Raw genomic sequence first — 20,553 nt, 5'->3', positions numbered from 1 at the left:
CCCCAAGCTTATGGATATTTTATTAGTAGAAGACGAAATCTCCCTGGCCATGATCGTCAAAGACGCATTGGAGGAGGAAGGCTATGAAGTGGCGGTAGCACGTGACGGACTGGATGGGATAGAGCATTATTTTAAAGAGCATCCGGCACTGATCATTGCCGATGTGATGATGCCGGAGGTGGATGGTTTCGAGATGGTGCGCCGCATCCGTCGGATGGATAAGGAGGTGCCCGTCCTGTTCCTCAGTGCCCGCTCGTCGGTAGACGATATCGTGCAAGGGTTCGAACTGGGGGCGAACGATTACCTGCGGAAGCCTTTCAGCCTGCGCGAACTGATTGTCCGTGTGAAGGCCTTGATCGTCAAAAGCAAGGCTGAGCCTATCGCCGTTGCGTATCACGAAATCGGGTTGTACACGTTTTATCCGTCTACACAGACCTTGGAGGCAGGGGGGGAATCAGTCGAGCTTTCCTTCAAAGAGTCGGAGTTGCTCCGGTTGCTTTGCGAGAGCGGTAATTTTCCGGTCAATACCAAGGATATTCTACTTGAACTGTGGGGAAATGACAGTTTTTACAATACCCGCAGCTTGCATGTCTTCATCACCAAACTCCGGCATAAACTGGAAAAAGACCCCCGTATCAAACTATTGAATGTACGGGGGATCGGATATAAATTGATCTGCTAGAGACTCTTGCCTAAGGGTTTGGGAGAGTTACCACTTTTCCCTCCTTCCTACTTCTTTCGGCTGCAAACGCTATCAGGTGGCTTTCCAGCGACTCGTCGAGCGGTGTGCTCATCAGGCTGGCATCCTGGCGGCGGATGGCCTCTATCCAATCGCGGATCATGCCGGCATCGCCTCCTCCGTGGCCGACACCTTCGTAGTTGAGGGCATCTTCAGCGTTGGCGTTGTATGTTTTGGACAGGCCGGTGGCGAAATCGGTATGGGTGAACTCTTCCATATCGCCGACGATATCGCCCCGTGTCCCCATGATACGGGTGCGGCGTCCGCCATAGGAGGTGAAAGCCTCGATCGAGAAGTTGACCGTAACGCCTCCTTCAAACTCCATCAACATCATATAATGATCCGGCTGGTTGTTTTGGCAGTGGTAAACGCATTTGCCGTACGGGCCCGTCTGCAGGTTCTCCAGGATGACGTCACCCTGTTTGTCCGGGTCTTCCGGAAGGTCGAACACATAGAGCCAGGTACGGTCGCGGTGATAAATCTTCAGGGCGGAGTAGGGGCAGGTCGCTTCTGCCGGACAACCGTCGGTACAACGTGCCGGGGCACCTTCCGGAGCATTCTCCGCTTTGAAGTGCGTCAGCTCACCGAAGGCGACTACCTTCTTACAGGGCTTGCCGATCATCCAGTGCAGGATATCGAGGTCGTGGCTCGATTTCGCCAGTACCAGCGGCGTGCTCTTTTCCGAATCGCGCCAGCTTCCGCGTACATACGAATGGCACATATGCACATGTTCTACTGGCTCGAAATGCTGGATGCTGACCAGCTCGCCGATCGCCTTGCTGCTGATCATCTCTTTCAGCATCAGGAAATAAGGCGAATAACGGAGCACATGGGTAAGACCTACGATCTTACCTTTCTCCCTGGCATAAGCCACCAGACGGCGACACTCTTCGTCGGTCTGTGCAATCGGTTTTTCGAGCAGGATATCGTATCCCAGGTCGAGTGCTCTCATGCAGGGGGCATAGTGCAGATGGTCGGGGGTAGCAATGATCACGGCGTCGGCAAACTTGGGACGGCTGAGCAGCTCTTCCCAGGTGGCGACACGGTTTTCCTTTGGGACATGGTATTTGTCGCCGTATATGTTACACCGCAGTTCGACTAATTCGGCGATACCTGTTATTTGTAGATCATCCGGATGTTCCAGTGAATAGTCACCGTACAATTTTCCTCGTCCGCTGGCTCCCAGTACGATCGCGGTGACGGGAGTAGTTTTCTCTGTATTCATAGTATAAAAAGCATAAAAGATTAATTTTCTTCAAATATAGGATAATTTCTTTACAAACCGGTTATAGGACAGGGTTTCCCCATTAAATAGGGTTCCTGCTTTGTAATAGAAAGGTAAATATAACTTAATTCCTTTGTATCTGTTTTGTAACATGCCTCCTCTACATTTGCAGCGTAATTTAATAGAAAAAGAAAAACAGTTATGAAAAAGAGTTTAGTGTTATTAGTTGTTTTATTAGGTACTTCGTTCTCCATGTTGCATGCCGTGACAGTTGCCGATGGAGATAATGACAAGGCTGGCAAAACAAGTGTGGAAGCTGCTCCTGTCGAAACATGGGAGTTCTATTCCACCCAACAGGAACCTACTGCTGAAGAACTGGCTAACGCAAACAATCATAAGTTCGGTAAGGAGGTCGGATGCTTGTATAATGCGTTTATGGATATGTATGTGGTGAAAGAGGAAGTGGTTCCGGGTGATCCTGCCCGCCGCACGGTGATCCGCAAACCGGGTATCTACAATGCGGTCCGTTCCATCGAAAAGCAGTTGAACAAGGATGTGAAAAGCAATAAAATGACGAAGGAAGCTGCAGCAGACGAGTTCGCGAATGTCCTGAAGATCGCCCTGGCTGCTATCGACTCCGATACCAACACCTTTGAAGAAGCCCTCCAGGGTAATAAAAAAGATTCATCCCGCCTACTGGCTATCTTCGACAACGTTAAACTGAAGAACCTCTATTAATTTCCCCCCCCTCTTTCCCCTGATAAGTTTTGTTGATAAATAAAGTTTTAGGGCAGGTCTGTTTCCTGCCTCCGGCTTTCTATGTACACCAATTAATTTAGATATGAAGAACAAATTTTACTTAATGATTTGCGGACTCCTTATCTGCACCTCCCTGGCTTTTGCCCAGTCGGTGAAAGTGACCGGTACGGTAACGGACAAGCTGGGTCCTGTGATTGGAGCTGCAGTAGTCGTGAAGAACTCTACGGTCGGTACAGTAACCGATATAGACGGTAACTACGAGATTGAAGCGCCGAAGAACGCTACCCTGATATTCTCTTTTGTCGGATACGAAACGGTGGAACGCCCGATAGGCGATCTGAAGGTTATCAATGTAGAGATGTCCGACGACGTCAAGCTAATCGACGAGGTGGTGGTAACAGCCATCGGTATCAAACAACAGAAAAAGAAACTAGGTTATACCACCCAGCAAGTGAGCACGGAAGCCCTTGAACAACCGGGTACGGTGAACGTGGGTAATGCCCTCTCCGGTCAAGTCGCCGGTCTGACCGTTAATAACCCGACAGGTATCTTCCAGGCACCGAGTTTTTCTCTGCGGGGTAAAACACCGCTGATGGTAGTGGACGGTATTCCGGTGGAGTCAGACCTGTTCGATGTCTCTCCGGAGAATATCGAAAGTATCAACGTGCTGAAAGGTACGGCCGCCGCAGCTCTGTACGGTTCGCGGGGAAAGGACGGTGCGATCCTGATCACGACCAGGCTGGCGAAAGAAGAGGGTCTGGTGGTAACAGCCGGCATATCCAGCATGGTAACGGCTGGTTTCACCGTGTTTCCCGAGACACAGAATGAGTTCGGTTCCGGTTCAAACGGACAGTATGAGTTCTGGGACGGTGCCGACGGCGGTATCTCCGATGGGGATATGACGTGGGGGCCCCGTTTTGAAGGGCAGAAGATAGCCCAGTGGAACAGCCCGATCCGTGACAAGCAAACAGGTGAAGTGATCCCCTGGTGGGGCGATGTCTCCGGCTCTGTCTACGACGACCGTACACGCTACGAACGTGTTCCGATCACCTGGGAGGCACACGACAACCTGAAGGATTTCCTTCGTACGGGTGTGATCACCAAAGCGACTTTCTCCGTGGCAAATAAGACAAAGAAAGCCAATTACAACTTCAACGGCGATTTCTCCAAACAACGCGGACAGGTTCCGAATACCTCGATCTATACGGGCGGCCTGAACTTTAACAGTATGTTCAACCTGAGCAATACGGTGACTCTTTCTTCCAACCTGTCATATAATAAGGTTTATTCCCCAAACTATCCCCGCTATGGCTACGGACCGAAGAATCACATGTACACGATCCTATTGTGGATGGGTAACGATGTGAACGGGAAGGAACTGTCACAACATCTGTATCGTCCGGATTCGGAAGGAACCCGGCAGGCAAACTATAACTATGCCTGGTATAACAACCCTTATTTTGCAGCCAATGAGCTGACACAGAAACACGACCGCAATACAGTGAACGGGCAGGTGAAACTCAACTGGGATGTATTGCCCGGACTGACCCTGCAGGGACGTGCCGCCGGTCGTCTGGAAAGTACGTTTGAAGATATGAAAAGCCCGAAGTCGTATATGAACTACGGCGATTCACGTAACGGTGATTATAAGACCTGGAACAGCGATCAGCTGGATATCAATGCGGATGCGTTGGCTACTTATACACAGGCAGTCAGCAAGGATTTCGCCTTTACGGCCAATCTCGGAACTTCACTCTACTACCGCCAGATACGCAAGGAAACACAGGCTACCGACGGACTGATCGTTCCGAAAGTATATAATATGGGAAACAGCCTGAACCCGGTCAGTGCAACCAACCTGATGAACGAGAAGGCAATCGAGAGTGTCTATGGCTCTGTGAACATCGACCTGTTTGAAGCGCTTTTCCTGACCTTCACCGGACGTAACGACTGGTCGTCTACGCTTTCGGCTGCCAACAATTCTTATTTCTATCCCTCTGTTTCTGCCAGTACACTGGTGAACGAATATGTGAAGCTGCCTTCGTGGATGGATTATCTGAAGGTCAATGCTGCCTGGGCACAGGTATCCAGCGACCTCGATCCGTACGCCTTGCAGGCGACCTATGCAAAAGGTATCCTCTATGGCAGTACGCCTTCGGTGACGTATCCGAATGACGTGACCGATCCTTCCGGCTCCGGAACGGTGACAGCCCTGGTGAATCCGGATATCCTGCCTCAGAAGACCTCTTCCTTTGAAGTCGGTATGTCGACTTCGTTCCTGCATAACCGTCTGGGGTTGGATCTGACTTACTACCGTATGCTCGACCAGAACAGTATCATCAAGCTGCCTATCTCCGAGGCTTCCGGTTTCCCTTACCGCTTTGTGAACGGCAATGAATATACGACGAACGGTTTTGAACTGATCGTGAACGCCACACCTGTACAGAATAAGAACTTCACCTGGAATGTGTCGACCAACTGGAGCAGTAATATCCGCAAGCTGACAAAGATTTACGGCGGTCAGGATAAATTCGGCGACCTGAAGGTGGGCGACCGGGCGGATGCCATGTACGCTACCGAATGGGAAAAGACTCCGGACGGCCAGCTGATACTGGATGCTAACGGCATGCCGACCCAGAGCGCGTTTACCACCCATATCGGTAACCAGTCACCCGATGTTCGCTACGGACTTCAGAATACGTTTAAGATCAAAAAGTTTACCGTCAATATCGATATGGACGGAGCGATCGGCGGCACATTGGTCTCGACTACCACCCAGAAGATGTGGTGGGGCGGAAAACATCCGAAGTCGACCATGTACCGTCAGGAAGAATATGAGAACGGTGGCAAGGCGATCTATGTGCCGGAAGGCGTAAACATCGTCAGCGGTGAGGTTACCTATGATGTGAACGGGAATATCCTGACAGATACCCGTGTGTACAAGAAGAATGAAACGGCTGTCAATATCCAGACCTGGGCACAGAACTATCCGTATCGTGCCGTGGTCCGTACCAGCGAGAACGAGTTGTTCGCCAACACTTTCAACCGCTCTTACTTGAAGCTGCGCCGTGTGGCTGTGTCTTACGACCTGAAGAACCTCTTCGAGTCGAATGTGATCAAGGGACTGGATCTGACCCTGTTCGGCAACAACCTGGCTGTCTGGAAGAAAACGCCTTACCTCGATCCCGACTTCGGTGCCAGCGACTCGGACCTGCAGGACCCTTCCGCCCGTTATATCGGTATCAGTGCAACCATCAAATTATAATCCTACGATAAAGCAATGAAGAAATATCTGAAATATATAGCAGCCGGTGCCGCTCTGGCATTCACCTGCAACTCGTGTATCGACCTGGAAGAGATGAATGTCGATCCGAACAACCCGACGACCACCGATCCGGCACTCTTGCTTACCGGATTGTCTTTCAAAACATTCGAAGAATCGGATGCACAGGTTTGCCACGCTACGAAACAGTTGGTGCTGACCTCCGGCGAAAGTCCTTACCAGGTGTATAAATGGACACGCGGCGGCTTCGGTTACTACAGTAGCCTGCGCGATGTGACGAAGATGAAAGAGGAAGCGGAGAAGAGTAACGAGACGGCTTATGAGGCTTTGGCTCTTTTCTTTGAAGCACATTATTATTATATGTTGACGATGATGTTCGGTGATGTGCCTTGCAGCGAAGCCTTGCAGGGCGAAACGAACGAATTGTACCAACCCAAATATGACTCGCAGGAGACGGTACTGTCTACCGTGCTGGCCAAACTGGATGAAGCAAATACGTTGTTGACCGACAATAATAGCATTATCAGCGGCGATATTATCTATGGAGGCGACCTGCTGAAATGGCGCCGCCTGATCAATGCCTACCGGCTGCGGGTCCTGATGTCCTTGTCGAACAAACAGACCGTAGGCGGGATAGATGTGAAGTCAACCTTTGCCCGTATCTTCCGGGACGAACCGCTGATGACCGGCGAAGCCGACAATGGCCAGCTGGTATTCCTCGATCAGCAGGATGACCGCTATCCTTATTTCAATGACAGCGACTTCGGTTCGGGGCGTTATATGGATTCTACTTATGTGGCTGTCCTGGCTACCCGTAAAGATCCCCGTTTGTTTGCTTTCTGTACGCAGACCCCTGCTGCGGAAAAGGCGGGACTAGCCGTGGACGATTTCGCCTCCTATGATGGCGGCGATCCGGCAATCCCTTACAGCCTAGTGAACGATAAAGTCTCATTGGGTGGTTGTTCCAAACCGGCTACCCGTTATTACCAGCATCCGACTAACGAGCCGATGATTCTGCTGGGATATACCGAGCAGCAGTTGCTTCTGGCGGAGGCGGTGGTTCGCGGCTGGATTTCCGGAGATGACAAGGAGTTTTACGAATCGGCGGTCAGGGCTTCTTTCCGCTTTTATGAGAAATATGCCTCTTCCGTAGCCCAGTATTTGGGGGAAGATGCTGCTGATACCTATCTGCAGGGCGACAAGGTGGCTTATGCTTCTTCGCTGACAAAAGAGCAGAAGATAGAGCGTATCATCCTGCAAAAGTATATCCCTACTTTCCTGCAAGGCAGCATGTGGATGCCTTACTATGACCAGTTGCGTACGGGGTATCCTGAATTTCGCCGGGCATCCGGAGTGAGTCTGCCATACCGCTGGATGTATCCGCAGGACGAGTATAATAATAATGCAGCCAGCGTACAGGCTGCCCTTCAGTCGCAGTTCGGAGGAAACGACAGGACATCTGATCCTCTTTGGTGGATTAAATAAAAAGAAATGGCATGAATAGAAAGGAGTTTTTACGGACATCGGGGCTTTTGCTTCCGGTGTCTTTTTTAGGAGTTTCCGGCGCAGAAGCAATCGGAAAGGGTACGATGAAAGAGGTTGCAGAAACGGCTACCGGAGCGTCTTACCTGGATAGTGCGTCTTATAAAGCGCATGCGGACAAGTTGAAGTTTAATGCGGACGGTAAATTCAAGATCGTACAGTTTACCGACGTGCACTGGGTTCCGGGCAACCCGGCTTCGGAAGAGGCTGCCGAACGCATGAATGAAGTACTGGATGCCGAAAAGCCTGATTTCGTGATCTATACGGGTGATATCGTGTTTGCCAAGCCGGCAGCGGAAGGGTTTCGGAAGGCGTTCGAGCCTGTTATCTCCCGCAATATCCCGTTTGCCGTAACTTTGGGTAATCACGATGACGAACATGACATGACGCGTCAGGAGATCTATACGTTCATCAAGGATATGCCGGGCAGTCTGACCGGCACGGTGGAAGGGTTGAGCGGTGTTACCAATTTCATCTTGCCGATACGAAGCTCGAAAGATGCGAAAGAGGCTTTTATCCTGTACGGCTTCGACAGCCTGGCTTATTCGCGGAAGGAGGAAACCAAGGGTTACGACTGGATCAAGCCGGATCAGATCGACTGGTACAGGAAATGCAGTACTGCGCTGACGGCGAAGAATGGGGGTAAGCCGCTTCCGGCACTCGCCTTTTTCCATATCCCTGTGCCTGAATATAACCAGGCGGCTTCCGACGAGAATACGTTGCTAATCGGTATCCGTAAAGAGAAAGCTTGTGCACCGGTAATCAATTCCGGGTTATTCACGGCTATGCTCGAAGCCGGGGATGTGATGGCTACGTTTGTCGGCCATGACCATGTGAACGATTATGTTGCCCGCTGGAAAGGACTTCTCTTGGGGTACGGACGTTTCACAGGAGGCAAGACGGTCTACCATGACGTACCCGGAGGAAACGGAGCACGTGTATTCGAATTAACCGAAGGCGAGCGTTCTTTCAAATCCTGGATACGACTGAAAAATAATCAAGTGATTTCATCGATCCACTACCCGGCGGATTTTGTAAAAGGTGGGGACAGTAATCCCTTTACCTGAGTGTGTCCGTATAATTTCCCCGGTAGGAAACTCCAGTTCCCTGCCTGGGAAACTCGCGTTTCTTGCCTAGGAAACTCCGGTTCCCTCCGCAGGAAACTGGAGTTTCCAGACCGGGGAATTACGAGGAAACTGTAATCTCTTGTCAGTTAGTTAGGTAAGCTTATTTCTCTTCTTTCGCTTTTGAGGCCAATTGTAACCAAAGGAACAATGCTCCCGGAACCAGAATAATAGCGGCTGATACCAGCAACGCGGTACGCAGTGAATAGACGTCGTTCAACCAGCCGATAAACGGGGCAATGGCGGCAAACATCAGCCGGATGATGAAGTTACGGATAGACAGGACCGTCGCCCGCATCTCCGAGAATGTCATCTGGTTGATATACCCTTTTAATATCGGCGTAGCAAACCCTCTGATCACGTAGAAGACGAGCAGGATAGCCAACCCGGCATACGTCAGGTTGAACGCCAGTGCCACGTAACCGCCTGCTACGAATGTCAGGATTAGTATCCCCATCTTCTTAGGTCCGAAATAGCGGTCCACACGGTCTGAATAAAGGGCGGCGATGCCGACAGTCAGGTTCAGTACCGTCCAGATCACCCCGAACCAGGAGGTTGGCGTATTCATATACATCAGGTAGGGTTGCACGAACCAGGCCATCGTCAGAGTCGCAGCCCCGATGATACCTGAAAACATGATATTATAGCATAGTCTCTTATTCGTAACCAGCGAGTATTTGATGATCCGCATGATCTCCTGTATCGGGCTTTGTATCTTACTCTTGATATTCAGCTCCCGCAGTGCAAAAGCGGCAGGAATGCCGCTGAAGGCGATCACCGCTTGGGCATAAAAAGGATAGCGTAGGGAATAGGCGGCCAGCAATCCGCCGAAGATACCGGCAACGGCTTCCGCAAAGTTTCCGATCATGGTGATACGTCCCTCGTAACGCAGATACAGATTCTCTTTTTTATATTGCACGGTCGTATCGTACAGCAAGGCGGAGTCTGCCCCGTTGACCAGCGTTTGCCCTGTACCCAGTAGTATTTCGGCGATAACGAAAGCAGCGAACGTGGACGTAAAAGAATAGCAAAGATATCCGAAGAAGAAAAGAATACATCCGACTATCAAGCATTTGCGCCGTCCCCACACATCGGCAAGATATCCCGACGGTATCTCCAGCGCTACGGCAGCAATCGAATAAACGCTTTTCAGGATGAATACGTCCTGCAGTCCCAGTCCGTGATCTTCATAGAAGAGCACGATGATCGGCATGACCAGGGTGAACCATTTGGATAATTTAATAATGTATAGTGCAAGTATGTTTCGTTTCATTCGGGAGTTTCTTCTCTGGGATCTCCTGACAAAAGTATATATTTTTTCAATAAAGAGCTAATCTGCCAATGGAGATAGCAATAAGTTCAGATCTTTCTAAGTGATTTCTCTTTAACTATCTTCTTTTTACGAATATATTTAAAATATTACGAAATAATCGTATTTGTCTTGCCGCTTTGAAATATAATCCTTTTATTTGCGATGTGTTATATTAAATTAATAAGGTTATGAAAAAGATAGGACTATGTTTGGCTACTGTGATGTTGTTGACGGGGATGAATGGGTGTAAAGATCGTGCGGGAAGTGAAGGACCTTTGCCGGTGCTCGACTTTCGTGCAGATATACCGGATCAGGAAGTAGCCTTGCAGGATTTAGGCAAGGTGCGTTATTTTCGTTTGCATACACCAGGGGATGTGTTGCTGGGCGATCAGATGAAGTTGGCACCGGGTGAGCACGGTTTGTTCTTCTTTGGGCCATCCAGCGGAGATGTGATAGGCTTTGATAAGAAGGGGGAGATGATTTGCCGTTTTAACCGGAAAGGGCAGGGAGGTGAAGAATATGTCAGGATACGCCATATCCTGTATGATGCAAAACGGCAGGAAATCTTTCTGGATGCAATCACCCAAATGCAGGTATATGATCCGGAGGGGAACTTTAAAAGAACATTAAAAATTCCGGAATCTTATCAGATGGATGTCGTGGAGTCTGTGGACGAGAATACGATGGTTTTTCTGGATATGCAAGGCGCTCTCTTCGTGAAAGAAGGGGAGACAACCCGGATAGATGATAATCCGGAAGCAAACAACCAGCCTTTTGTCGTAATGGATAAAGATACCGGAGAAAAGATAGAACGTCTTCCTCTTGTTTCGAACGAGCGTTACCGCAGTATGATCGTGACCACGCGTGACGGACGTCCTTTTGTCTTGTTGAATCGTATGAGAAACCTGCTTGCCTGCGACGGAGGAGGTTGTGTGATCAGTGAACCGGCAGCCGATACGCTTTATTTGTTATCCCCCGACCGCCAACTGAAACCGGTCTTTGCCAAGCTCCCGCTATCGACCGAGAAAGACGGCAAGATCGCTTGCGAGATCAGGGCTTTGACACCGGATAAGATGCTTGTCAACGCTGTTTTCTTGAAAGACGAAGGCCAAATGACATTACGGAACGAGCTTTATCTATATACAGTAAAAGAAAATACCTTCTCTCACGTCAAACTGGCGAATAAAGATTGGAAGAACGGAGACATGATGAATTTTGTATTCAATAATAACAAGCTTTATTACATCTTATATCCTTTCACGTTACTCGAAGCGATGGAAAAAGGAGAACTCTCCGGAGAGCTGGCGGAGATAACCAAAACATTGGACGAAGACGAGAATCTGATCCTTATGGAAGTCGATCTCGATTGATTTGACGTTATTATTTATTGTTAGTTAGTAAAAAAGTTATTACTTTGCGACAGTTTTATACTACTAACAATTAAATGATAACAAACTGATACCATGATTTGGAACGAAACTATTGAATGTATGGACCGCGAAGAAATGCGGAAATTACAGAGCATCCGGTTGAAACGGGTTGTCGAACACGTTTATCATAATACCCCCTTTTACCGCAAGAAAATGCAGGAGATGGGTATTACTCCGGATGATATTCAATCTATTGAAGATATATCCAAGCTGCCGTTCACGGTTAAGCAGGATTTACGCGATAATTATCCCTTCGGACTGATGGCTGTACCGATGTCCGAGATTGTTCGTTTGCATGCCTCTTCGGGTACGACCGGAAAACCGATCGTTGTAGGATATACCCGCAAGGACTTGTCCATCTGGTCGGAAGTGGTGGCACGCTGCCTGACGGCTTATGGTATTACAAAGAATGACTCCGTGCAGGTTTCCTATGGCTACGGTTTGTTTACCGGAGGTCTGGGGGCTCATGGCGGCGTGGAAAATATCGGCGGGACAGTGATCCCGATGAGTAGCGGTAATACGCAGAAACAAATCCAGCTGATGCACGATTTCGGTGCGAAAGGACTGGCATGTACGCCTTCGTATGCCTTGTATCTGGCGGAGACGATCCACAGTTCTGGTATCCCTTTGGAAGAATTTCAGCTGAGAGTAGGAGCCTTCGGTGCCGAACCCTGGACGGAAAACATGCGTAAGGAACTGGAAGATAAACTGAACATCAAGGCATACGATATCTACGGACTGACGGAGATCTGCGGTCCCGGTGTCGGCGGCGAATGCGAATGCCAGAACGGGACACACCTGTGGGAAGATCATTTCTTCCCGGAAATCGTCGATCCGGTAACCCTGCAGCCGGTTGCTCCGGGCGAACAAGGCGAACTGGTGTTCACGACATTGACCAAGGAAGGTATGCCGATGATCCGTTACCGTACACGTGACCTGACACATCTGATCTACGAAAAATGCGAATGCGGCCGTACGGCTGTCCGCATGGGCCGTATCCTCGGACGTAGCGACGATATGATGATCATCCGCGGTGTGAACGTATTCCCGTCGCAGGTAGAGTCCGTATTGCTGGAAATGCCGGAATTTGAACCGCATTACCTGATTGTGGTAGATCGTGTGAACAACACCGATACTTTCCAGATCCAGGTGGAAGTACGTCCGGACTATTATTCGGACGAGATGAACAAGATGATCGCGCTGAAGAAGAAGATCGCCGCCCGCATGCAGAGCGTGATCGGTATTCAGCCTGATATAAAGATCGTCGAACCGCGTAGCCTTGAACGCAGTCAGGGCAAGGCTAAACATGTGATCGACAATCGTAAATTAGTTTAACCCCTTAAAAGAGTAAAATGCTATGCTAATTAAACAATTATCCATCTTTCTAGAAAATAAGAAAGGCCGTTTTACGGAAGTAGCAAAGATTTTAGGTGAAGCCGGAGTGAATATGTCGGCCTTTACGGTGGCAGAAAATTCGGATTTCGGTATTCTGCGTCTGATCGTGTCGGATACGGAGAAAGCTATTCAGGTTCTTCGTGAAAAACTATATGCGGTGAGTGTGGCCGATGTTGTATGCCTTCATTGTCCCAATCAGCCGGGTGCGCTGGCTAAGGCGATGGAGATCATTACTTCTGCAGGTATTTTTGTCGAATATATGTATGCTTTCTCGCAGGGAGAGGCGGCGAATGTGATCATCCGTCCCGACAATGTGGAGAAGTGTGCAGAGGTGCTGAAAGCCAATAAACTGGAGCTGATTGCTGCCAGCGATTTATATAAGTTGTAAATATTAACGTTATGCGCTTCGTTATTTTACCGAAAATAATGTAACTTTGCGCGCTAAAAGTATGTGAATGAAAAAGGTTGTATTTTTATTGATGATGATTACGGTCTTGTTATCCTCTTGCGGGGAGTACAACAAGATACTGAAAAGTACGGACTATGAGCTGAAATATTCGTATGCAAAGAAGTACTTCAATGCAAAGCAATATAACAAGTCCGCTACCCTGCTGGATGAACTGGTTACAATCTTTAAAGGAACTGCTTATGCCGAAGAATCCTTGTACCTGCTGGCCCAGAGCTATTACGGACAGAAAGATTATCAGACGGCTTCGCAATACTTTAATACGTATTATACCACCTATCCGAAGGGCGAATACACTGAATTGGCCCGTTATTATTCAGGATATGGCTTGTATCTGGATTCGCCCGATCCGCGGTTAGACCAGACACAGACGTATGAAGCTATCAACCAGTTGCAGCTCTATCTGGAGTATTATCCGCAGAGCGAACGTGCTGCCGAAGCCCAGAAGATCATGTTCGAATTGCAGGAGAAACTGGCTTACAAGGAACTGCTGGCTGTAAGATTGTATTATAACCTGGGTACTTACATGCGCGACAATAACTATTTGTCTGCCGTGATCACTGCCGAGAACGCGTTGAAGAACTATCCTTATTCCAAATATAGGGAAGAGTTCATGTTCTACGTATTACGCTCGAAGTATGAACAGGCTATAAATAGTGTGGAAGAGAAGTTACAGGGTCGTTATCGTGAGGTTGTGGATGAATACTACACTTACATGAACGAATATCCGGAAGGCAAATACGTAAAACAGGCACAAAAGTTCTACGATTACGCCAACAAGAGAATAACAGATACGTATTAACGATATTATTTAACAATAAAGTAAAATGGATTACAGAAAGTCTAACGCTCCTTCGAATACGGTTACCCGTGACATGATGAAGTTGTCAGCCGACACGGGAAATGTGTATGAAACAGTAATGATCATCGGTAAACGAGCTAATCAGATTAGTGTTGAAATGAAGCAGGACCTGGAAAAGAAACTGCAGGAGTTTGCATCATACAACGATAACCTGGAAGAAGTTTTCGAAAACAGAGAGCAGATCGAGATCTCCCGTTATTATGAAAAACTTCCGAAGTCGACGCTGATCGCAGCACAGGAATATGAAGAAGGTAAGGTTTATTATAAGAACCCTGCTAAAGAAAAGAATAACTTCTAAGAAGAAATATTGTGTAAGATATGAAAAGGCTGACCCTGATAGAGTCGGCCTTTCCATTTAAAATGAACTAATAACCATGTTACAAAGAATACAAACAGTTTATTTACTTATTATCGTGGGCCTGATGGTAGCCACGCTGTTTTTACCTCTTGCCTTGTTGCAGGCGGGAGATCAGTTTTACTCTTTCGATGCGACGGGTGTCAGCACGATCGCCGCTGAAGCGGAGTTGGTTTATCCGACGTGGGGACTTTTTGCATTGACGGCGGTGATCTCTATCCTGGCGTTGCTCACCATCTTTTTATTCAAGAAAAGAATCCTGCAGATCCGTCTGTGTGTATTTAATGCCATCCTGATGTTGGGTTTCTATGCTTTGTTCGTTTTTTTTGTATGGATACTGAAAGAAGAACTGGCAGGTGTCGCTCTGAGTGTAAAGATCGCCTTGTCTTTCCCGGTAATTGCCTTGATCCTGGATTACCTGGCTATCCGTAATATCGGTGCCGACGAGGCTCTGGTTCGTTCGCTCGACCGTTTGAGATAAGTATCCGGAGATTCAAATCTCGGAAAAACATAAAAAACGCAGCCATGTTATCATTACATGGCTGCGTTTTTTATGATACGGAAGTCGTAACGACTATTCTACAGGGCGTAATACAAACTCGAACGTTGTCTTTTCCACCGGTACCAAATACTGTGGTAATACACCCGGTCCGCAAGTAGCTGTACCGACACCCGCCTGTTCGGCATCCAGATGGACAGTCACTGTACCGCTTCTCTTCAACTGATTGATATGGGTGGAAGCATCGATATTGCTGTCCGTAAAAGGAACGATGCTGAACTGCCAGGGAGTAGTGGCTGTTACGTGCAAGCCGTTTCCTGTGTCGTTCGTGATCGTTGCCCAACGCATATCCGTACGGTTTCCGGTCGACTGAGGTTTGACGTAATAATGGAACATTCGTTCCGCGTCCGTCTTGTCGAGGGCGATCCGCCCGCTTTGGATGCGGTCGGTGTATGTTTCTCCGGTGCGTCCCAGGTAAGAGACCTGTGCATATTCGGATGGCATTTCGAAGGTCAGTCCGATACGTGCCAGCGATTTGACGATAGCGGTATCCGGAGTGAAGGAGGTTGCTATCTTTACTGTGCCGTCAGGGGTCAGTTGATAGTGCTGCGTGGCTGTCCCTACTGTCTCACCTTTGCCGTTCAGGAGTGCCAGCGTTGTCTGGACACTGTTCTTTCCTGCCCGGAAGGCTTTTGCCTGTTGGCTGAGCGCGTTAAGGCCTGCCGTTTTCCACAAGCGGGCACCGTTACGGTCGCGGTTATCGTTGTCCGTGATGGGGCGGTAGAGGCTGATCATGAGCGGTGTGGAAAGCATTTCTTTTCCGTCGAGCTTATAAGAGGTCATGGCCCCTGTCTCCGGAGAGAAGGAGATGCTGATGCGGTCGTTGCTGAATGTGTTGTCGTCCTGTTTCAGGGCAGAAGCCTTCAGGGTGGGATATTCCGGGCGATAGTTCTTGTTGGCGGTCCATACAAACTGATCGTAAGCCACTTCATGGGTGACCGGGATGAACGGACGTGCCTGCTTTGGTGTCCAGCTCAGATTCAGGAATACCTCTTTACAGTTTTTCGGTAAGGAGGTTTTACCGAGTGTCAGTGTGGTGGTTTCGTGTGGCAGGCAGTCGACGGTTTCTGTTCCCTGGCGTACAACCTCTCCGTTGTCTGTGACCAGTTGCCAGTTCAGGGTATATTCATTCAGATTGCTGAAATCATACCAGTTTTTGACGGAGAGTGTCAGGTTGCGTTCGTCAGTCAGACTGGCCTTGATATATTGGTAGACCTTTTTCACTTCGTTCAGATGTGGATGCGGTACGCGGTCGGCACCGATCAGACCGTTACAGCAGAAGTTGTCGAAGCTGGGGATGCCTTTAGGACCATAATCGCCTCCGTACGACCAATACCAGTTGCCGTTCTCATCCAGTTCGCGGAACGACTGGTCTACCCAATCCCAGACACAACCGCCTTGTGCCATCGGTTCGTTTTCGAATACATCCCAGTATTCTTTCAGGCCGCCGACACTGTTTCCCATTGCATGCACATATTCGCAAAGAATGAAAGGGCGGTAGATTTTCGGCTCTTTCTGGTTCAGGTATTCTTTGATAACGTCTACGCTGCGGTACATACGGCAGTAGATATCCGTGTTGTAGTTTTGCTCGGCACGTTCGTACTGTACTGGCCGGTTCTTTTCGACAGATTTGAGCCAGTCGTAAGTACGTTCGAAATTAATGCCGTTGCCGGCTTCGTTACCCAGCGACCAGATCACGATGCAGGGATGATTCTTGGAACGTTCGTACATCCGGCGGGTGCGGTCCATATGGGCAGGGAGCCAGGTACTGTCTTTAGCCAGCGATTCGGGACCGTATCCCATGCCGTGTGATTCGATATTGGCTTCGTCGATCATGTAAAGACCGTATTCATCGCAGAGTTCGTACCACAACGGATCGGTCGGGTAGTGGGAGTTGCGCACGGTGTTGATGTTATACTGTTTCATCAGTTCGATATCTTTCAGCATCAGTTCGCGGCTGACGGTACGACCCAGCTGCGAATGTTCGTGGCGGTTCGTTCCTTTGACCAGTGTCGGTACACCGTTCACGCAGAAGCGGCCGTCTTTGATTTCGGAGGTGCGGAAGCCGACTCTGCTTCCCGTCAGTTCAGTCTCTTTGCCGTTACTGTCTTTCAGCGAGAGAAGAAGCGTGTACAGGTTCGGATGCTCTGCACTCCAGACTTTTACACCGGGGATAGTTACGCCTTTGAATGTGATCCGGTTATTGTCTCCGGCGGGAACTTTGATTTCCTCTTTCAGGACGGTTTTGCCATCGGCATCTTTCAGTTGGTAGGCGATGCGTGTGTTGGGATCAGATTTGCCTGCGATCCGGACATCCAGGTTGAAGATACCGTCCCGATAGGTGTCCTTGTCGAGTGTAGAGACAACTTTGTAATCGGCAATGTATTGCTGCGGAGTACTGTAGAGGTAGACGTTGCGTTCGATACCGCTCAGGCGCCACATGTCCTGACATTCCAGGTAGGAGCCGGAACTCCAGCGGTACACTTCCAGCGCGACGGTGTTTTCACCCGGTTGCAGTTTATCGGTGATATCCCATTCTGCGGGCGTTTTGGAACCTTGGTTGTAACCGAGTTTTTCCCCGTTCACCCATACATAATAGAAAGAGATGACACCTTCGCAACAGAGTACCACGCGGCGGCCGTCCCATGATGCCGGTATGGTAAAAGTACGGCGGTAGGACCCTACTTCATTTTCTGCGTAGGGAACCAAAGGCGGGTTTTTCTTGAAGTTGAATATCGGATCGTCGAACTCATAGGTTTCATTTACATAGATAGCCGTGCCGTATCCCTGGCGTTCCCAGTTGCCGGGGACATTGATGTCTGCCCATCCTCCGGTATAAAAAGAAGGTTTGTAGAAATCCTTCGGACGGTTGTCGGGGTTTTTTGTCCAGTGGAATTTCCATTTGCCGTTCAGGCTTTGATACCAGGGCGACGATTCGTGGTCGCGGGCCGATACGGCTTTCTCGTTTTCAAAAGGCCAGACGTAGGCGTGCGGTTCCAGTTTGTTCAGACCGATTGCGTACTGGCTCTGCCACTCGGGCGTGTTGTCTGCAGGCTCTGCTGCAGCCTGGAACATTCCCAGGCTGCACAGAGTGAAAATAGATAACAGAGTTTTTTTCATTGTATTTATAGAATTATTATTTCATCTGTATATATCCATGTACCTTGTCCCGGCCGTGTATGATCTTCAGGGCATTTCCCGGGATTCTTCAGCTCGACTTTCAGGTAACGGCCTGTAGATGCCAGGTTGTCGAATGTCTTGTCTTCGATACGGATACCTTCACGGAATATCTCTTCCGGCGTGAAGGAACGTTCAGCAATACGTGTATATGTCCGGTTATCGTTTGAAACGGATAACGTAATCTTTGCCGGGATATGTGCCCCCATTCCGTAATTGGTGATGCAGCCGATCGTTATCTGTCCGATATTTTCTTCTTTTCCGAGGTCGATCGTGAAGGAGGCATCTTTGTCATACCATCCGCACCATTCGAAATCGGATTGCTTGTCACTTCCCCTTAGTCCGTTGGTCAGGCGGTAAGTCTGCTCGTTACCGTCAATGACCGGACGGGCTGTTGCCTTGTTCCGGTGAAGGGGCAAGGTCAATGTCTGCCCTTTTTGCTCTCCCGACGCAAAGGTCGCCGCTTTGATCGTAACATCGTCGGTGAAGGCTAATGAATCCGTGTAGAGCGGGGAAGAAGCCTGTGGCTCGCTGCCATCCACCGTATAACGTATCTCCATATCCGGGCGGATACAGGTGAGGGCGACTTTCAATGTATTGTTATCCCCTGTTACCAGATGATCGATGTTGAACATGGAACGGGCATAGTTTACTTCCAGATAGTCGTAATGCCCGGTCAATACATCGAGGCGTTTCAGGAAGCCGGGCCAGTCTTTCTGATCTTTTCCCGACCAGGCTATTTCGGCAACGGTTGCCAGACGCGGGAAGAGCAGGTATTCGACATCTTTCGGCGAGTTGACAAATTCGGTCCATAACGAACCTTGCACTCCGAGCAGGTTGGCGGCTGCTTCCGGTTCCCATTCTGGTTGTATCGGTTCATAATCATATACGTTTTTCAGTGTATTGTTCCCGAAATAAGTGCGTGGCTCAAACCACTGCGGGCCCTGGTAACGGATCAGATATAATACACGCGCCGGGGTCATAATGAATTTGTGGCCCATTTTACCCGCTTTGTATCCGGCAGTTCCTAATCCCTGCCAACCATAGATAACGGCATCTTCGGGTATTTTGCTGTTTGTCAGTTCGTCCCAGCCCATTACCTGCTTGCCTTTGCTTCTGACATAGTCTGCCATCCGGTTCATAAAGTAACCTTGCAGGTCTTCTGCGTCTGTAATACCTTCTTTTTTCATCCGTGCCTGGCAAAGCGGGCATTTCTTCCAGTTCACTTTCGATGCCTCGTCACCTCCCAGGTGGATATAAGAAGAGGGGAACAAGTCGGCCACTTCATCGATCACATCTTCCAGGAAAGAAAAGACTTTCTCGTTCCCTGCGCAGTAAACGATCTCTGCCGCATGTGCCCCCATACCGGGAATGACACCGATAAAGTCTTTCACAACGGGACAGGCCAGTTCCGGATAGGCAGCCAGCGAGGAGTTGGTGTGTGCAGGCATTTCTATCTCAGGGATGATTTCGACCTGGCGTGTAGCGGCATAGGTGATGATCTCTTTCATATCCTCCTGCGTATAGAATCCGCCTACAGGTGTCTCTTCTCCCGGTTGGGCGTTTTTACGTTGGGAGAAATCTGTGTCACGGGCCACTCTCCAGGCTCCGACTTCCGTCAGGCGGGGATATTTTTTTATTTCCAGACGCCATCCGTTACCATCGACCAGATGCAGGTGGAGTTTGTTCAGTTTCAGCATCGCCATATAGTCGATTATCCGGATCACGTTTTCTTTAGGAATGAAAAAGCGGGAAACATCGAGCATTAAACCACGGTAAGGGAAGCGGGGACTGTCCTGTAAAGTCAGTGCCGGTACGCTCCATTCGATTCCGTCGGCCGGTACTCTGCTTTCTATGGCTGGCGGGAGTAGCATACGGATGGATTGTACGGCATAGAAGAAGCCGCAGTTATCAGCTGCTTTTACAGATATATGGGAAGGCGTTATTTGCAGTTCATAATTTTCTTTAGCGAGTGTTGTGTCGGTAGAAAAAACGACGGAAGTAGTCTTGGAGGACGAACCGGTTCCGATTGTCGGAGTGAATCCGGCGGAGGTCGTAAATAAGTCGGCTAATAATCCGGCTACAGCTTCCTGCTCCTGATTTTCGATCCGGATCGTTGTCGATTTGTTAAAGGTGAAATGCCCTTTACCGGTGGTTTGTTGTTCCGGCCGGGGAATGATGTTTATCCCGGAAGGAGTTGAGTTTGTGCATCCTGTAACCAACCAGACAAGAAAGGTTATAAGGAGTAGTTTGTCTTTCGCCATTCGACCTGCTTTTAGTGTTAACATATTCATCCGTGTTAATTAGATTATCCGGAAGACAAAT

The 20,553-nt window shown here is 49.1% G+C and carries 15 protein-coding genes; 11 read left to right on the top strand and 4 right to left on the bottom strand.

What is annotated here, in order from left to right; genetic code table 11:
- The first annotated feature begins 10 nt into the window (after positions 1-10).
- On the top strand, positions 11-682 hold the full coding sequence (locus IEY67_RS04770; protein WP_122374288.1) for a response regulator transcription factor: 672 nt from the start codon (positions 11-13) through the stop codon (positions 680-682).
- 10 nt (positions 683-692) lie between these two features.
- Here the strand turns inward: IEY67_RS04770 and IEY67_RS04765 are convergent, their stop codons facing one another.
- Positions 693-1,964, bottom strand: coding sequence for a Gfo/Idh/MocA family protein (locus IEY67_RS04765; RefSeq protein WP_183669487.1), 1,272 nt, complete (start codon positions 1,962-1,964; stop codon positions 693-695).
- Positions 1,965-2,165: 201 nt separating this feature from the next.
- On the opposite strand from IEY67_RS04765, the gene IEY67_RS04760 reads away from it, so the two are divergent.
- The 4 genes from IEY67_RS04760 (at position 2,166) to IEY67_RS04745 (ending at position 8,615) form a co-directional block, all read left to right on the top strand.
- Entirely contained in the window at positions 2,166-2,702 is a 537-nt protein-coding gene (locus tag IEY67_RS04760) for a hypothetical protein (protein WP_183669489.1), read from the top strand.
- Positions 2,703-2,805: 103 nt separating this feature from the next.
- Positions 2,806-5,988 (top strand): SusC/RagA family TonB-linked outer membrane protein, encoded by a 3,183-nt coding sequence (locus IEY67_RS04755; protein WP_122374291.1) that lies wholly within the window; start codon positions 2,806-2,808, stop codon positions 5,986-5,988.
- A gap of 15 nt (positions 5,989-6,003) precedes the next feature.
- On the top strand, positions 6,004-7,491 hold the full coding sequence (locus tag IEY67_RS04750) for a SusD/RagB family nutrient-binding outer membrane lipoprotein (RefSeq protein ID WP_183669491.1): 1,488 nt from the start codon (positions 6,004-6,006) through the stop codon (positions 7,489-7,491).
- 104 nt (positions 7,492-7,595) lie between these two features.
- Positions 7,596-8,615, top strand: coding sequence for a metallophosphoesterase family protein (locus IEY67_RS04745; RefSeq protein ID WP_183670002.1), 1,020 nt, complete (start codon positions 7,596-7,598; stop codon positions 8,613-8,615).
- A gap of 160 nt (positions 8,616-8,775) precedes the next feature.
- On the opposite strand, the gene IEY67_RS04740 is transcribed toward IEY67_RS04745, so the two are convergent.
- Entirely contained in the window at positions 8,776-9,945 is a 1,170-nt protein-coding gene (locus IEY67_RS04740) for an MFS transporter (RefSeq protein ID WP_183669493.1), read from the bottom strand.
- 227 nt (positions 9,946-10,172) lie between these two features.
- On the opposite strand from IEY67_RS04740, the gene IEY67_RS04735 reads away from it, so the two are divergent.
- From IEY67_RS04735 to IEY67_RS04710, 6 genes are all read left to right on the top strand, one after another.
- Positions 10,173-11,354, top strand: coding sequence for a DUF4934 domain-containing protein (locus IEY67_RS04735; protein ID WP_183669495.1), 1,182 nt, complete (start codon positions 10,173-10,175; stop codon positions 11,352-11,354).
- Between the two features lie 93 nt (positions 11,355-11,447).
- Entirely contained in the window at positions 11,448-12,749 is a 1,302-nt protein-coding gene (locus tag IEY67_RS04730) for a phenylacetate--CoA ligase family protein (RefSeq protein ID WP_122374295.1), read from the top strand.
- 22 nt (positions 12,750-12,771) lie between these two features.
- Positions 12,772-13,197: an ACT domain-containing protein gene (locus tag IEY67_RS04725; RefSeq protein WP_028726750.1), complete on the top strand. Its 426-nt coding sequence runs from the start codon at positions 12,772-12,774 to the stop codon at positions 13,195-13,197.
- A gap of 67 nt (positions 13,198-13,264) precedes the next feature.
- A complete protein-coding gene (locus IEY67_RS04720; RefSeq protein WP_122352405.1) occupies positions 13,265-14,077 on the top strand; it encodes an outer membrane protein assembly factor BamD in 813 nt (270 codons plus the stop codon).
- A gap of 25 nt (positions 14,078-14,102) precedes the next feature.
- Entirely contained in the window at positions 14,103-14,435 is a 333-nt protein-coding gene (locus IEY67_RS04715) for a DNA-directed RNA polymerase subunit omega (RefSeq protein ID WP_122352406.1), read from the top strand.
- 76 nt (positions 14,436-14,511) lie between these two features.
- Complete coding sequence (locus tag IEY67_RS04710; protein ID WP_183669497.1) at positions 14,512-14,973, top strand: DUF4293 domain-containing protein; 462 nt, start codon at positions 14,512-14,514, stop codon at positions 14,971-14,973.
- Positions 14,974-15,066: 93 nt separating this feature from the next.
- Here the strand turns inward: IEY67_RS04710 and IEY67_RS04705 are convergent, their stop codons facing one another.
- Positions 15,067-18,171 (bottom strand): glycoside hydrolase family 2 TIM barrel-domain containing protein, encoded by a 3,105-nt coding sequence (locus IEY67_RS04705; RefSeq protein WP_183669499.1) that lies wholly within the window; start codon positions 18,169-18,171, stop codon positions 15,067-15,069.
- A gap of 5 nt (positions 18,172-18,176) precedes the next feature.
- Positions 18,177-20,492 carry a family 20 glycosylhydrolase gene (locus IEY67_RS04700; protein WP_183670004.1) on the bottom strand — a complete coding sequence of 772 codons (2,316 nt, stop codon included), beginning with the start codon at positions 20,490-20,492 and terminating at the stop codon, positions 18,177-18,179.
- Between the last annotated feature and the right edge of the window lie 61 nt (positions 20,493-20,553).

The organism is Parabacteroides faecis (assembly GCF_014647375.1).
Lineage (GTDB): Bacteria > Bacteroidota > Bacteroidia > Bacteroidales > Tannerellaceae > Parabacteroides > Parabacteroides faecis.
This window is presented reverse-complemented; position numbering and strand designations above follow the sequence as displayed.

What these genes read in the sequence shown, in the direction of transcription:
- IEY67_RS04765 (WP_183669487.1), bottom strand. Translation starts at nt 1,964, where the DNA reads ATGAATACAGAGAAAACTACTCCCGTCACCGCGATCGTACTGGGAGCC.
- IEY67_RS04725 (WP_028726750.1), top strand. Translation starts at nt 12,772, where the DNA reads ATGCTAATTAAACAATTATCCATCTTTCTAGAAAATAAGAAAGGCCGT.
- IEY67_RS04755 (WP_122374291.1), top strand. Translation starts at nt 2,806, where the DNA reads ATGAAGAACAAATTTTACTTAATGATTTGCGGACTCCTTATCTGCACC.
- IEY67_RS04760 (WP_183669489.1), top strand. Translation starts at nt 2,166, where the DNA reads ATGAAAAAGAGTTTAGTGTTATTAGTTGTTTTATTAGGTACTTCGTTC.
- IEY67_RS04700 (WP_183670004.1), bottom strand. Translation starts at nt 20,492, where the DNA reads ATGGCGAAAGACAAACTACTCCTTATAACCTTTCTTGTCTGGTTGGTT.
- IEY67_RS04740 (WP_183669493.1), bottom strand. Translation starts at nt 9,945, where the DNA reads ATGAAACGAAACATACTTGCACTATACATTATTAAATTATCCAAATGG.
- IEY67_RS04770 (WP_122374288.1), top strand. Translation starts at nt 11, where the DNA reads ATGGATATTTTATTAGTAGAAGACGAAATCTCCCTGGCCATGATCGTC.
- IEY67_RS04715 (WP_122352406.1), top strand. Translation starts at nt 14,103, where the DNA reads ATGGATTACAGAAAGTCTAACGCTCCTTCGAATACGGTTACCCGTGAC.
- IEY67_RS04745 (WP_183670002.1), top strand. Translation starts at nt 7,596, where the DNA reads ATGAAAGAGGTTGCAGAAACGGCTACCGGAGCGTCTTACCTGGATAGT.
- IEY67_RS04705 (WP_183669499.1), bottom strand. Translation starts at nt 18,171, where the DNA reads ATGAAAAAAACTCTGTTATCTATTTTCACTCTGTGCAGCCTGGGAATG.
- IEY67_RS04750 (WP_183669491.1), top strand. Translation starts at nt 6,004, where the DNA reads ATGAAGAAATATCTGAAATATATAGCAGCCGGTGCCGCTCTGGCATTC.
- IEY67_RS04710 (WP_183669497.1), top strand. Translation starts at nt 14,512, where the DNA reads ATGTTACAAAGAATACAAACAGTTTATTTACTTATTATCGTGGGCCTG.
- IEY67_RS04730 (WP_122374295.1), top strand. Translation starts at nt 11,448, where the DNA reads ATGATTTGGAACGAAACTATTGAATGTATGGACCGCGAAGAAATGCGG.
- IEY67_RS04735 (WP_183669495.1), top strand. Translation starts at nt 10,173, where the DNA reads ATGAAAAAGATAGGACTATGTTTGGCTACTGTGATGTTGTTGACGGGG.
- IEY67_RS04720 (WP_122352405.1), top strand. Translation starts at nt 13,265, where the DNA reads ATGAAAAAGGTTGTATTTTTATTGATGATGATTACGGTCTTGTTATCC.